Annotated in this window: 11 protein-coding genes and 1 pseudogene; 4 read left to right on the top strand and 8 right to left on the bottom strand. The window is 57.8% G+C overall.

Annotated elements, in window-relative coordinates; translation table 11 throughout:
* Positions 1–44 precede the first annotated feature (44 nt).
* From HMPREF3053_RS05450 to HMPREF3053_RS05440, 3 genes are all read left to right on the top strand, one after another.
* Positions 45–1139: a trimeric intracellular cation channel family protein gene (locus tag HMPREF3053_RS05450; protein ID WP_070767396.1), complete on the top strand. Its 1095-nt coding sequence runs from the start codon at positions 45–47 to the stop codon at positions 1137–1139.
* Positions 1140–1154: 15 nt separating this feature from the next.
* On the top strand, positions 1155–2450 hold the full coding sequence (locus tag HMPREF3053_RS05445) for an alpha/beta fold hydrolase (RefSeq protein ID WP_070767395.1): 1296 nt from the start codon (positions 1155–1157) through the stop codon (positions 2448–2450).
* Between the two features lie 104 nt (positions 2451–2554).
* The gene (locus HMPREF3053_RS05440) at positions 2555–3199 is read left to right on the top strand and encodes a class I SAM-dependent methyltransferase (RefSeq protein ID WP_083317219.1); all 645 of its coding nucleotides are present in this window, start codon (positions 2555–2557) and stop codon (positions 3197–3199) included.
* A 7-nt stretch (positions 3200–3206) separates the two neighbouring features.
* Here the strand turns inward: HMPREF3053_RS05440 and HMPREF3053_RS05435 are convergent, their stop codons facing one another.
* From HMPREF3053_RS05435 to arsC, 8 genes and pseudogenes are all read right to left on the bottom strand, one after another.
* Complete coding sequence (locus tag HMPREF3053_RS05435) at positions 3207–5024, bottom strand: amino acid ABC transporter ATP-binding/permease protein (RefSeq protein ID WP_070767394.1); 1818 nt, start codon at positions 5022–5024, stop codon at positions 3207–3209.
* Between the two features lies 1 nt (position 5025).
* Complete coding sequence (locus HMPREF3053_RS05430; RefSeq protein WP_246818337.1) at positions 5026–6744, bottom strand: ATP-binding cassette domain-containing protein; 1719 nt, start codon at positions 6742–6744, stop codon at positions 5026–5028.
* Positions 6745–6861: 117 nt separating this feature from the next.
* Positions 6862–7887: an ABC transporter substrate-binding protein gene (locus HMPREF3053_RS05425; protein ID WP_070439421.1), complete on the bottom strand. Its 1026-nt coding sequence runs from the start codon at positions 7885–7887 to the stop codon at positions 6862–6864.
* 111 nt (positions 7888–7998) lie between these two features.
* Positions 7999–8859: an ABC transporter ATP-binding protein gene (locus HMPREF3053_RS05420; protein WP_016422346.1), complete on the bottom strand. Its 861-nt coding sequence runs from the start codon at positions 8857–8859 to the stop codon at positions 7999–8001.
* Positions 8856–9845, bottom strand: a complete 990-nt coding sequence (locus tag HMPREF3053_RS05415) for a FecCD family ABC transporter permease (RefSeq protein ID WP_231367182.1) — start codon at positions 9843–9845, stop codon at positions 8856–8858. The genes HMPREF3053_RS05420 and HMPREF3053_RS05415 overlap by 4 nt, the downstream gene beginning before the upstream one ends.
* 250 nt (positions 9846–10095) lie before the next feature.
* Positions 10096–10263 carry an antitoxin gene (locus tag HMPREF3053_RS05410; protein WP_016422348.1) on the bottom strand — a complete coding sequence of 56 codons (168 nt, stop codon included), beginning with the start codon at positions 10261–10263 and terminating at the stop codon, positions 10096–10098.
* A 153-nt stretch (positions 10264–10416) separates the two neighbouring features.
* Positions 10417–11815, bottom strand: a pseudogene (locus HMPREF3053_RS05405) (MFS transporter).
* A 197-nt stretch (positions 11816–12012) separates the two neighbouring features.
* On the bottom strand, positions 12013–12357 hold the full coding sequence (gene arsC / locus HMPREF3053_RS05400) for an arsenate reductase (glutaredoxin) (protein ID WP_016422350.1): 345 nt from the start codon (positions 12355–12357) through the stop codon (positions 12013–12015).
* Positions 12358–12631: 274 nt separating this feature from the next.
* Between arsC and HMPREF3053_RS05395 the strand changes: the two genes are divergently transcribed.
* Positions 12632–13762, top strand: coding sequence for a metal ABC transporter substrate-binding protein (locus tag HMPREF3053_RS05395; RefSeq protein WP_016422351.1), 1131 nt, complete (start codon positions 12632–12634; stop codon positions 13760–13762).
* The last annotated feature ends 1 nt before the right edge of the window (position 13763 follow it).

Genomic DNA, 13763 nt, shown 5'->3' with positions numbered 1-13763 from the left:
TTTCGTTGATGCTTGAAAAATAGCAGCGTCTAAGCTTGAACATCATGAACGTCGCAGAAGTAGATCCGCTCATCGAGTCGATGTACCGGTGGTCCGATGTCAGTGGTGTCCTGCTCATGGGCATCATCGGTGGCACCATCGCCCGGCAACGAGGCTACGACATCATCGGGTTCTTCTTTATTGCGCTGTTCTCCGCACTGGGCGGCGGCATGATTCGCGATGTTCTGATTAACCAGGGCACCGTCGCTGCAATGAGTCAGCCGGAGTATCTAATCCTGGCGTTTACCGGTGCGCTCATCGCGCGATTTTTCTATTTCAAAGGAAAGACCTGGGAATACGTTCAGGTCCACGGTGACGCTGTGGTCTCGGGACTCTGGGCAGCTACGGGAACGGTCAAAGGCGTCACTTATGGTCTGCCCATTCTGCCGTGCATCATGATGGGCGTTTTCACCGCCACTGGTGGTTCCATGATCCGCGACATTGTGACCGGGCGGGTACCCGCTGTTTTCGGCGGCAACCAGCCCACGGTCATCCCGGCCGTGGCTTGCGCGGTCATTGTCATCGGAGGCCACCATTTGGGGTTTATGGCCGTGTCCATGGTCATTGGTCCTATCGTCAGCATCCTGCTTTCGCTGCTGGGGTACTGGGGTAATTGGCGAGTGTCGGCACACTCGGAGTGGGCGCCACTGAACGATACCGCGGCGCAGATTGCGGTCCTCGCACGTCGAGCAGAGGGCAAGAGTCGCGAGGTTGGTCGACGTTTCGAGCCCGCACGCCTCCGCAGCTGGCGTCACCGTCAGATGGAAAAGGCGCTGCAGCGTCGCATTCAGGCTGAGGTTGATAGGGGAGTGTCTCGTTCCGACGCCGAGGCCAGCGCGGAGGAATTCCTGGAGGAGTTCAATGCGGACTTTCCAGCGGATCTGCACATGCCGACGGCACAGCAGGAGACAGTGCAGGATGACAGCGACGAATCCGATTTCGGTGTGGACCTATCCGGTGATTCCTATGATGACTACGGAGAAGATACGGCACTGCGGCAGCGGGAATACCGGGAGATGTTGGATCAAATTCTTGCTGACGATGAGGCGACCGATTTACTCGTCGCAAAGCTGATGAAGAAATACGAGCAGCGGGATTAGAGGAGCGGCAGAGACATGGCATCGACGAGTACTGCAAGCAGGCATTTTGGGTACATTATTAAGGAACACACCGTTGAGGTGCCCTGGGATCCTTTTACCGAAGCTGCGAATGCCGCGACATTTGAGCTTTTCGCCAGGGAAATCTATGCGCCAGGAAATGAGGATGCGCCGGCAATTGTTTATTTGCAGGGCGGCCCGGGATTTCCGGCACCGCGTCCGGTAGGTGCCAGCGGAGTAATCGGTGAGGCGCTGAAGGAATTCCGCGTCATCCTGCTGGATCAGCGCGGCACTGGGCGCTCGCATCGAATTGATGCGGCCAATATTGCAGATGTTCCGGCCGAGCGGCTTGCCCAATTGCGTCAGGAATACATCGTCGAAGACGCGGAGGCATTGCGAAAGCATTTGGGCATTGCCAAATGGTCGCTGTATGGCCAGTCCTTTGGCGGGTTTTGTATTACTTCGTATCTCAGTTGCTATCCGGAATCCGTGGAGCACGCCTACCTCACAGGTGGTTTACCTGTTCTGGACTGTGGTGCTGACGACCTTTATCGCACGACGTATGCGAAGCTGCGCACCCGTCACGAGCGTTTTTATCGCGAGTATCCGTGGGTCGAAAACCGAATTCGAGAAATCTGCGCGCACCTCGAGCAATCTGCAGAAACTCTCCCCACCGGTGAGCGACTGAGTTCTCGCCGATTCCGCACCATCGGAATTGAATTAGGCCGCGGAGATGGATTCCACAATCTGGCGTATTTGTTGGAAGAGCCATTCCACATTCGCAATGGCGAAAAGCAATTGCGCACCGATTTTCTGGCCGATGTAGGATCCCGCGTGAGTTTCGCCGACGGTCCGCTATACGCCGCGATTCACGAATCCATTTATGGTGGCGTCGGAAACCAGCCCACAACTAATTGGGCAGCTCACCGTATTCGCGAGGAAATCCCAGGTTTTGAAGAAAAAGCCAATCCTGCAGGAGACGAGCCGTTCTACCTCACCGGTGAGCACGTTTTCCCCTGGCAATTCGACGAGGACCCCGCGCTCGTTCCTTTCAAGGAAAAGGCGGAAGCATTTGCGCAGCACACCTGGGAAAGCTCGCCGTATGATTCCGCACGCTTGCTTGCCGACGCCCCAACCTCGGCAGCTGCGGTTTACCTCGACGATATTTTCGTGCCGTTCGAGTACTCCATGGAGACAGCCAACTGCTACCGGGACCTGCGGCCACATGTGACCAATGCATTCCAGCATGACGGTATTCGCCACGACGGCGCGGCCATCTTCGAGCGGCTCCGCGAGCTCGTCGAGGATCACTAGGATGCCAGTTTGCCGGTGGAGATTCTCTCCCCGTAGAACTTCAAACCTCCGCAGAACCTCATGTAGTCCAGCATTGCCTCTCGGTGCCGTCTATCCTGGTGAGCATGTCGACAGCAGAGTTCTGGGATGGGAAATTCACCGCAGATCGCGAGGCCGCAAATGACGGTTCGCCCTCTTTCTTTGGCGGCGAACCGAATCCGACAATCGCGCAGCATGTTGAGGTAATCCGGAAAGGTTTCTCCGACCCCTCACGTGCGCTCGACCTAGGCTGTGGCCGTGGCCGTCACACGGTGTGGTTAGCCAGCCAGGGCTGGGATGTCACCGGCATGGATTTCTCCAGCGTCGGGCTCGAACACACTGGAGCCGCGTTGGCAGCTGAAGGGCTCTCTGCGAACCTGGTCCAGCAAGACTTAACAGACTGGCAGCCGGAAGCAGGAAGCTTTGAGCTGGTAGTCGCCGCATTTATTCACCTGCCGCGCAGGGACAGGGAGAACCTCTGGCGAGCCGTCGCTGAGGCTCTCACTCCGGGTGGCTACTTTGTCTCAGTCTCACACCATCCGGACAACGAAGTCCACGGCCCGGGAGACCCCGAGCTGCTCTACAGCGCGGATGAGGTCACTGATTTCTTTGCGCACGAGCCGCAGAGTCTCGAAGCGGTGGTGGCGCAGCGTGACGTCGTCAAGCAAATCGATGGCAAGAACGTTGTCGACACCGTGGTGGTGCTGCGGAAGACCTGCGCGGAGAGCTAGAAGGAGCCTAGACCTCGGCGCGCGCAAGTCGAGCAAATGCGCCGTCTGCGTTGAGGAGGTTGTCATACGTGCCGCGTTCGATGAGCTGGCCGTTTTCGATGACCAGGATGTCATCGGCCTCGGCCAGTGTCTGAAGTCGGTGCGCAATAAAGATGCAGGTCGCTCCACATGCGCGGGCATTGTCTACGATACGAGCCTGCGTCAGTGGATCCTGGTGGCTGGTGGCTTCGTCGAAAATAACAATCTTTCCGGCGAGGTGTGCAGCGAGGTCATTGGGCTTAGTGCCGTCGGCTAGTACCGCGCGTAAGTAGGTGCGGGCCAGCGCCAGACGTTGACGCTGACCACCGCTGAGCCGCTGCGCGCGGCGGCCAATGGGCCTGTCCAGCGCCATCTCAGCAGGGTTGATGGCAGCGAGTTCGAGTGCCCAGTGCATCAGCGATTCGGGAACCTCGCAGCCATCAGGTGCGCCGAGACACAAGTTCTCGGCGACAGTGGCCTCCATGAGAAAAGGATTCTGATCTGCGACAACAACTGCTCGGCAGACATTGGTTGAGCCGAGGTCACGGGCATTGTGGCCATTGATGATGACCTCGCCGACATCCGGATCGACATGCCGCTGGATTAGCCGGGAGAGCGTGGACTTGCCCGAACCAGTTGGGCCGACCACACCGATGAACTGGCCTGAGTCAATGCGCAGATTAATCTTGGTCAGCGCAGGGTTATCGGCGCCAGGGTAGTGGTAGCTGACAGATTGTAGTTCGAGGGCAGGGGCTGGGTCGGCGGAGTTGGCACGGGCAGCCTGCGCGTGGAGCGGTGCCTGCTGCTCCGGTTCTTCTACAGTCGGCGGCTGTGCAGCCAACTCCCTGATTCGCGTGACTGCATTGAGTCCCGCTGGCAGAGAAGACGCCAGGAGCTCAATCGAATCCATCGATGAAGCAGTTCCCGCCACCAGGGATGTCGTCACCAAAACGGCAGGGAGCATTCGGTAATCGGCGGAAAGAGCCGGGATACCAGCACAAAAGACAGCGATGCTACCGCCCCAAATCCGAAGCCCCGTCGCACCAGAGCGCAGTCCCGCCCGCTTGCCACCTGCACGCATCTTCTGTGCGAGCTGCTCGTCGAGCTCGCGCAGTCCCTGTAGCCGCTGCTCAGCTGCGCCGTAGACGAGGATTTCCTCCCGAAGTCGCAGCGTATCGGCAATGTACTGTGCAACTTCCGTGCGTGTGGAGTTTGTTGCCGAAGCCTCCGTCGTCGCCTTCTTCGAGCCTGCGAGCGCAATCACAAAGCCAGCCGCGAAGGTCAGCGTCAGAGCAATCGCAGGCAGTGCTCCGGCAGTCGATGCCGCTGTCACGACCGCCATCAGCGGAATCAGTACGGCCGTCACCGCGGGCGCAATTGTGTGCGCGAAGAAGACTTCCACTCGGTCAACATCACGAATCGCAATTGTGTGAATCCTGGCAGTACCCAGCCCATCGGTTACCGCGGGCGCCTGCGGGATAAGACGCTCGACGATCCACAGCCGCAGCTCGCCGAGCAGCCGAAACGCAGCCAGATGCCCGAGGTACTGCTCGACATACCGCAGAATCGCTTTCAACAGCGCCAGCCCTGCAACCACGCCAATGACCGCCCACGTCCACTGCATGCTCAAGCTTTGCGACGAGTCGGTTGCGTCCCACTTCGACAGCGCAATTGTGGCAATTGCCCAGGCGGGCACAGCCAGCATCAATGCACCCAGAATGTGCCCAGCCACGCGTGCGAGGATAGATGCACTGAGCGCTCCGCGAGCCTGTGCGGAAAAGCGCAGCAACCAGATGATGTTGTTCATGTCAGCTCTCCTCGGTCAGCGCTCGTGCGTAATACTCATTGCTTGTGCTCAGTTGGTCGGGTTTGCCCGCAGCCACGATCCGGCCTTCGGCGACGACAATGACCAGATCAACGTCCGATAGCGCTTCCATGCGGTGAGCGACCATGATGCTCGTTCGTCCTTCAGCAAGGCGGGTCAAGGACTCCTTGATGAGACCTTCCGTCCGACGATCGATGTCCGCTGTCGGCTCGTCGAGAAGCACAATCGGAGCGGCGCCGAGCAGACCACGCGCAATGGCCAGGCGGCGTCGTTGCCCGCCTGAGAGCCAATTGCCCTGATCACCGACCTCCGAATCGAGACCACCAGGGCGCTGCTCGATTTCAGCGAGTAAGTGCACGTCGCGAAGTGCTTTTCGCATATCGACGGCCGTTGCGTCCGGGCATGCGATGCGAAGATTGTCCGCGACGGTGGTGCCGAAAATGGCTGGCTGCTGGGAGATGAGCAGCGAGTTGGCGAGCAACTCCGGGGTCGAAAGCGCGTCGCCGTCAAGGCAGACTTCCCCGGAATGCGGCTGTAGGCCTGCGAGTACACGCAGGAGTGTGCTCTTTCCGGAACCGCTGGGGCCAACGATGCCGACTCTGCTGCCGGCTGGAATTGTCAGGTTGATATCGGAGAGAATGCGCTTTTCGCCGATGTCAACGCTCACATCGCGGAGGGAAATCTCCGGTGCGTGCGGTGCGGAGGCTTTGGCGGAATGCGCTGTTCCGGTTGTGAACGCTTTAGCGGCAGGCTCACCGAATACCTCCACTATTCCGTTTCGATGCGTGCGCCCGCCGAGTCCGATGTAGAAAGTGCGGCCGACGCGATTGACGGGCTCGTAGAGCAGAACGGATAGGAAAACACCTGCGAGGGCCGTGCCCACGCTGATTGCATCTGCCTGCAAACGCAGCAAGACAAGACCGATTGCGGTCGTCGACATTGCAATACCAAAAACCGCGTCGTTGACAATAATCATCAGCTGATTGCGGGCGAGTAGGGCGGTGAGCTCAGACATCGCAGTGCGAGTTTGGCTGGCAAAACGTGCCATGACTCGATCAATTGCTCCAAGAACTTTGAATGTTCCCAGCCCTTCGAGCATCTCCAAGTAGGCATGCGTGGCCTTCGCTTGCTTTCGGCGATACGTCGCATTGGATTTCCGCAGAATCTTTCCCGCACCAATAATGATCAGCGGCGTGGAAATGAAAAATAGTGCCAGCCACAAGGCGGTTTTCGTATCCACCCACAAAGCCCAGACCGCCAAAATGATCAGTGGAGCACTAAACGAGGCCAACGTGGGAGCGAGAAATGTCGCTCGGTAGTTCGCGGTCTGTTCGACGCTTGTGGTCGCGGCATCGAAGAGTAGGCCTTCGCCAGTGTTGGACGCGCTTCGGTGTGAGTGACCGGATTTCCCGCCACCGTGCCCTCTTCCATGCGCGTGCTTCGGGGCTTGTTCAGGAGCGGAAAACTCCGGCTTCAGCACACTGCCAACCACATGTGAGCGCCACAGCTTTTCCTGCTCGCCAGCAAGCCGTGGTGGCAATGCCTCGGTGACATAAGCACAGAGGCTTCCCAAAATGACCGCCACAATTGCAGCGGACAGGGATTCATGAAGTCCCCACTGCCCAAACCAGTTGCCGCCACTGGTGTCTGCGACACCGCCGTACAAACTGCTGAGAGCATCGAGCGTGTATCCAAGAGACACGGCGCTGAGAGCGAAGAAAAAGCTGCGCCCCCAGCTGGATAACAAAACCCAGTGCATTCCGCGGGGTGGGGAAGTCAGTGCTTCATGAATCCACATAGCGACGTGAAAACCTATTTTCTATTTAGCCAGTGCGTCAGCGATCTCACGCAGTCCATCGGGCATGTGCATTCCGGCGGTGCCAGAGGTCGTCTTCGCATCAATTAGTTGCACTCGATCATTCTTGACCGCAGCGACGTCGGCAAGCGCCGGGTTATCCAGCAACTCCTGGAATGGAGCCTTGCCCTGGCCGTGGAAATCCTGAATCAGAATGACATCCGGATTCAGCTGCACAATTGTCTCCGGATCAGCGGGAACGGCACCCGGACGCTTGCCCTTTGGCGAGATCGGCTCGCCACCGGCCAGCTCAACGAGATTCGTCGTCGCCGACTGCATGCCCATAATCATCTTCTGACCACCGCGGGCAAACAGGACCAGCGTCTTTGGCTTAGTTGTGGAATCAATTTCCGAGAGAATCTCTTCGGTTTCCGATTCAATCTTGGCAACCATTTCAGCCGCCTTATCTTCGGCTCCGAGCAACTTGCCGAGTTTGGTCACCGACTCTGCCAGCGCCTTCGGCGAGGCGAAATCACTGCTGGCAAACGCCGCGGTCGGAACATCGCTGGCACCCAGCAGCTCACTTGCCGACTGCTCCTGATCATGGCGGCTGGTCATCAACACCATGTCCGGCTCATAGGACAGAATCTGCTCCGGATCCGGCTTCGTGGAGTTGGCAATCGCGTTAGGCACCTGACGCGCCAGCTCAACCTGATTACCCGAGCTCTCATCGAGCGCATTCTTCGTCACGGCTACGACACGCTCTGGCCCAACCAGTTCCAACGCCAGATCCGCAACCTCGGTCGACAGTGCAACGATGCGCTTCGGCTGACTCTGCACCGTAACGTCGTGGTCACCGACGGTCACAGTACGCGGCCACTGCGCCTGCTGGTTTGTCGAAGTTTCGCTTGACGACGACTGCTGCGCCGTCTCCTCCGAGGAAGAACAAGCGACCACCGCAGCGAGGGGGAGTGCTGCAATCAACGGCAGAGTGACGGCCTTTTTAGAGTTTCGCTTCAAGGCAGAGATAGGAGAAGTTGGTGAAAACACGAAAGTACTTCCTTGAGTGTTGAGTTTTGATTGTTGGGGAGTTTTCGGTTGCGTTGGTGCTAGCTGGAATCAGACAGTGTGAGTCAGACAGTCTGAAACAGCCAACTGCAATCAGTCAGCCGGGCGAGCCCGAGCCAACGCCGTCACTCGCACCGAACCGGTATGTGGATCGGTATCGACAGCGCTGGAGATGCGATAAATCGCATCTATTCGGGGAGGCGTCAGCACTTCTTCGGCGGAACCAGTGACTTCCAATCCGCCGTTGTGAATCACACTGAGCCGGTGGCAGCTGCGGGCCGCGAGGTTGAGGTCATGAAGGACGACTCCGATACCGTGGCCCTCGTCGGCAAGCTCGCCGAGGAGCTCGAGGATTTCCAGCTGAAACCCGATGTCCAAGGCCGCAGTGGGTTCGTCGAAAAGCATGACCTTGGCCTGTTGTGCCAATAGCTTTGCGATGAACACCAATTGCCGCTGCCCGCCGGACAGAGCCGTGATGGGACGGTCGGCGAGTGCGGTGACACCAACGCGGTCGAGGGCATAGGCGACGATGTCGTGGTCCGTGGAGTTCAGTGAACTGCGGAAACGGTCACGCCGACGGTGGTGCGCGTACCTGCCGAGTGCCACGACAGTTCGAACGTCAATAGCGGCATCGGCCGGTGTGTGCTGCGGCAGGTACGCCAACCGGGTGGCGCGTTCGTGGGCACGAAGCTTCGTCAGCGGCGCACCGAGGAGCTCAACCTGCCCCGAACTCGGTGTCACAATGCCCGCCATAGCACGGAGCAAGGAGGATTTTCCGGTGCCATTGGAACCGATGATGCCGTGGACCTCGCCAGGTCGAATAGCGAGGTTCACGCCACTTACGACGGTCCGATTGCGGTAACCGACACTGAGGTCGGTAGCCCGCAGCAGCGCGGTGCTATCGGCGTCTGGCTTAGTGACGTGGTCGCTGAGGTTTTGTGTCTGCTGACTCATGACTGGCGGCCACCTTGCCGAAGAATCAACGCGAGTAGCGCCGGTGCGCCAAGGAACGCGGTGACTGTGCCAGTTTGCAGAGCAACTGGGGAAAAGAGACTGCGGGCGACGAGGTCGGCGAGAATGAGAAACACTGCGCCGAGGCACATAGAAATGGGCAGCAGGCTGCGGTGATCGGGGCCGATGGCAAGGCGAATCAGGTGCGGGACGACCAATCCGACAAAGGAAATAACGCCAGTGACAGCGACGCCCGCTGCCGTGACTAACGCAGCCAGGGCGAGCAGCAGTTGCCGGATCCACACTGTGCGCATACCAGTGGCAGCGGCCTGTTCTTCGCCGAGGAGGAACAGGTTGAGTTCGGGAATGAGCATCATCAAGATAACCGTGCCGACGGTAATGGGGCCGACTGCCAGTGCAATGTCCTGCCAATTCGAAGCAGTTAAATCGCCGTTGAGCCAGAACATGGCCTGTTGAGCGTCATCGCTGTGTGGCGCGTTCGCGATGGTGGCGGAGATGACTGCGCCGAGGAACGCGTTGAGTGCAATACCGACGAGCAACAGGGTTGCTCCACTGCCGCCATTGAGACCGGCGACGATTTGGACAAATATGACAGCCAGCAACGCGCCTATGAATGCGCCAGCCGAAAGAACCCACGGTGCTTTCGCGGCCACGCCAGTGACGATGAGAATGACGGCTACCACTGCTGCACCGGAGGAGACACCGGTAACACCGGGTTCGGCCAGCGGATTGCGAAAAACTGCCTGCATGGTTGCACCTGCGACAGCGAGCGAGGCACCGACCAGTCCAGCAAGGAGGACACGGGGCAGCCGGATGCTCCAGACAAGTGATTGCGTGGCAGGGGATATCTCTGGCAGAAGGTGGTTGAGAGCCGGGAGGTCGTCGGAAAGCGTCTTGATGAGCGGGGTGAGCAGCGCGACGATGCCGTTGCTGAAACCTGTTCCCGCGGGGCCTATGGAGATCGCCAAGAGGATTGTGGCGGGGACGGCCAGGAAAAGTAGAAAGCCGAAGAGCCGGGCTCGAAGTTTTTGTTTTCGAGTGCGCGGAAGAGAAGCTCTATCGACAATAGTTTTCACTTGGTTAATGATGGACAATTTGAAAATAATTGTCAATAAAGGCGTGTCGGTGGGGCTGTGGGGTCCCCTAAGAACAGCAAAACCCCGCACCAGCTCCCTTGTGAAAACAGGGTGCTAATGCGGGGTGAAGAAGCTCTGTAGCTTACTTCTTGTCGCCCAGGCGCTCGTCTGCCATGTCGCGAACCTTCTTGATCTGGTCGGCCTTGTCCTCGCCGAGCTTGTCCTTGCCCAGCTGCTCAGCCTTGTCCAGAACCTTGTCGGTGTTCTCTTCGTTGCTCAGTGCTTCCTTGGCCTTGTCCATAAGTCCCATGGTGAAGACTCCTTCCATTTTTAATGTCTATTCGCGTTTTTTCGTTTGCGGCATAGAGTGTACCGATGAATTGGCGACGTTGCGACCGTTTTGGACTCACGGAGCGAATCCGGGATTCGACTGGCAACACCGTGACTGACGGCTATTGAGTGGCTATTGAGCTGTCTTGGTGCGGGCTTCATCTGCCTTGTGCATGACTTCGCGCTCGTACTTGCCGACGAAGATCATGAGGACAAACGCAATAGCGACAACTCCAATGAGGGTTGCGAATGTGACATTCCAGCCTGCGAAGTCGATCAAGAGACCGACACCAGTGGAGGCGAGTGTTGCGCCGAGAAGGTATCCGAACAATCCAGTGAAACCAGCTGCGGTTCCCGCAACATACTTAGGCGAGAGGTCGATGGCCTGCAGTCCGATGAGCATGATTGGGCCGTAAATGAGTGCGCCGATCAGGGAGATGAGCACATAGAACATCCACAATGGTGCCGTAGCGGGTAGCTGCCAGTATGCGAAAATGGTGATGCCGGTGCCGATCAGGAAGAGCATGCCGGCGCCTGAGCGCCAACCCTTGAAGACCTTGTCGGAGACCCATCCGCACAGCAGGGTGCCCACAATTGCTGCGCCCTCGTAGAGCATGAATCCGATGATTCCGCCCGTGACGTTGGTCTTGTGCAATTCGTTTGTCAGGTAAATCGGAATCCAGTTGAGAACGCCGTAACGAAGTGCGTAGACGAACACATTGGCCAGCGCCAACATGACGATAACCGGATTGGTAAGAACATGGTTCTTGACGATTGCGAACCAGGGTTCTTGTGCCTCGTCATTAGTTCCTTCGACCTTGTCTGGGTCGTTACGGTATTCCTCTACCGGAGGCAGTCCCATGGATTGCGGGTTGTCTCGAATCAGCAGGAATGCGATGGCAGCAATCACGAGCGCGACAATCGCCGGTAGCCAGAATGCGGGGAGTCCAGTCGGCATCGGAAGTGGCGAACGAATGCAAGCCCCAGGCTGCCAGAGCACCGCCGACGGCGGCGCCAACATTGTGGGCAGTGTTCCAGATCGACATCAAAGTGCCACGCTCGGATGTCGAGAACCAGTGGACGACAACTCGTCCAGAGGGAGGCCAGCCCATGCCTTGGAACCAACCGTTGATGAACATGACTGTCGCGAATACTGCAACAGAAGCGCTGATGGCCGGGACGAACGCAACAAAGAGGTTTACGACCGCGGACAGTGCTAGGCCAAGTGGGAGGAAGTACCTGGCATTGGCTCTGTCGGAGAGCATGGCCATGAAAAACTTGGATAGGCCGTAGGAGAACAGCACGGCATTGGCTACGATGCCGATTCCGGCTGCGCCAAGTAGGTCGTGCTTTTCCAGTACGGCGGACACCAGGGGGATGTTATTTCTGATGAGGTAGAAGCCCGCGTAGCCGATGAAGATGCCCATGAAGACGTTGAATCGCCAGGTCCGGTAGGTCGGGGCAATCTTTTCCTCGGGGAGGGGAGCTGCTGGGCCGGGTGCGCTGAGCCAGCCGAGCCTCTGACTGCTCATAATGACAGTCCTTTCGCTGAAGGCCGCCGTTTCCTCTAATGCAACCCGGGTGGGGAGCTAGGGCAGCGGGCGGAGAGCTTTATCGTTTCAGCGATGAGTTTACAGTGGCGTCAATCCTTGTTAACGGGTTGTTAACCTCTCGGTCTTGGAGGCCTTTGAGAGGGGTTGGCGTAAAAGCAATTAATGCTTGTCGCCACCTAAAGAATGTCGTTAATAGCCTCGGTGGGACGCGCTATCCTTACCCCCTTGTCAGTGACAACAAACGGGCGCTCAATCAGGCGTGGGTGCGCGACCATTGCGTCCAGGAGTTCATCGTCACTGGAATCCCTGGAAAGCCCTAGTTCCTTGAACTCCGCTTCCTTCGTACGCACAGCATCGATGACATTCAGGCTGGCCGCCTTAATTAGTGAGCGCAGCTCGGCCTTAGTTGGGGGAGTGTCCAGGTATTTGATGATTTCCGGTTCGATTCCGGCTTCGCGCAGTACGGCGAGAGCCTGGCGGGACTTTGAGCAGCGGGGGTTGTGATAAATCTTCGCTTCCATGCCTCCATCATGGCTGATGTTGTGGTGTGAAGGTTAGCGCTGTGGTGAAACCGCCTGCGGTTAGATCCTGTTCACTGTTTATCTTTAAAAATGTAACGCCAAAAACACTTAAGTTCAATAGGTTGAAAATAGTTGTCGTTAGGTTTACTCTCACACGTGATAGATGAACGGCGAAGTGCGCCCCAACCGCCCCTAAGGTGACCAGATTTACTGAAGCGGCCGGTCAGCGTAGCCGTCGCAAAGCAATAACAAATAATCAAGAGCGGACACCAACATGACAATTTCCGGAAAACTTTCGCGATCAGCTAAGTCCATGTGTGCGGGCCTTTCGATCTTGCTAGCGGGCGCCGGCCTTGCAGCGTGTGGCGATGGCAGTGAGGGAGCCAGCGGCGAGAACCCAATCAACGTCGTGGCTTCCACGACGCAGATTTGTGATTACGTGAAGCAACTGGACATCGATGCAGTTGATTTGACCTGCCTGTTGGCGCCGAATGCAACAGCACATGAGCTGGAAATGACCCACGAGCAGCTGACCAAGACTGGTAACGCCGATCTCTTGTTCGTCAACGGCGTTGACCTGGAGCACTTCCTGGATCAGGCGATTGAGTCCTCGGGCTTTTCCGGAACGATGGCAGTAACCAGTGGCGTTCTCACTGCAGGTGACGTAGATGCCATGAAGGCAGCCAAGGACACGGACAAAACAAAGCCACTGCCACCAGAGAAGGCGAAGAATGGTAACTACACCATCGACCGAGGGGTGGAAAAGATTGATGTCGCCCCATGGCCATTCCCGCCGGAAGAACCCGGTGAGGAGGCGGAATTCCGCTTCGATCCGCATGTATGGACCTCACCGAAGAACGCCAAGATCCAGGTTGCCAATATCGGCTATGCCCTGGAACAGGTCGCTGAGGAACGTGGCGACAATGAGCTGAAGTCCACCATCGCCGACCACGTTGCGGCCTACCAGGAGAAGCTGAATCAGCTGGATGAGTGGGCAAATAAGTCCATCGCCACCGTGTCGGACCCTGTGCTGTTTACCAGCCACGATGCCTTTGGATACTTCTCCCACGAGTTCAATATCAACTTCATCGGCGCAGCGCTGTCTGATTTCAACGAGCAGCAGGATGCCACGGCCGCGCATATCGCCGAGGCGGCAAAGACCGTGAAGGACTCGGGTGCAACCGCGCTGTTTGCGGAGAACTCGAACAACTCGAAATCAATTGAGGCGATCGCCAAGGCCGCAGGTGTCAAGGCCATCGTTGGTGAGGACGCACTCTACGGCGACTCCCTTGGTCCGGCTGGCAGTGCCGGCGAGACCTACATCGGTTCCATCATCCACAACGTCACTCAGGTTGTGACGGCATGGGACGGAACTGTCGCGCCGCTGCCAGAGGGCATCAAGTGAG

The sequence above is a fragment of the Corynebacterium sp. HMSC064E07 genome, assembly GCF_001815745.1.
Taxonomy (GTDB): domain Bacteria; phylum Actinomycetota; class Actinomycetes; order Mycobacteriales; family Mycobacteriaceae; genus Corynebacterium; species Corynebacterium jeikeium_D.
This window is presented reverse-complemented; position numbering and strand designations above follow the sequence as displayed.

Excerpts from the sequence above, each read along its gene's own strand:
- HMPREF3053_RS05450 (WP_070767396.1), top strand. The coding sequence starts at position 45 with ATGAACGTCGCAGAAGTAGATCCGCTCATCGAGTCGATGTACCGGTGG.
- HMPREF3053_RS05395 (WP_016422351.1), top strand. The coding sequence starts at position 12,632 with ATGACAATTTCCGGAAAACTTTCGCGATCAGCTAAGTCCATGTGTGCG.
- HMPREF3053_RS05410 (WP_016422348.1), bottom strand. The coding sequence starts at position 10,263 with ATGGGACTTATGGACAAGGCCAAGGAAGCACTGAGCAACGAAGAGAAC.
- HMPREF3053_RS05440 (WP_083317219.1), top strand. The coding sequence starts at position 2,555 with ATGTCGACAGCAGAGTTCTGGGATGGGAAATTCACCGCAGATCGCGAG.
- arsC (WP_016422350.1), bottom strand. The coding sequence starts at position 12,357 with ATGGAAGCGAAGATTTATCACAACCCCCGCTGCTCAAAGTCCCGCCAG.
- HMPREF3053_RS05420 (WP_016422346.1), bottom strand. The coding sequence starts at position 8,859 with ATGAGTCAGCAGACACAAAACCTCAGCGACCACGTCACTAAGCCAGAC.
- HMPREF3053_RS05435 (WP_070767394.1), bottom strand. The coding sequence starts at position 5,024 with ATGAACAACATCATCTGGTTGCTGCGCTTTTCCGCACAGGCTCGCGGA.
- HMPREF3053_RS05445 (WP_070767395.1), top strand. The coding sequence starts at position 1,155 with ATGGCATCGACGAGTACTGCAAGCAGGCATTTTGGGTACATTATTAAG.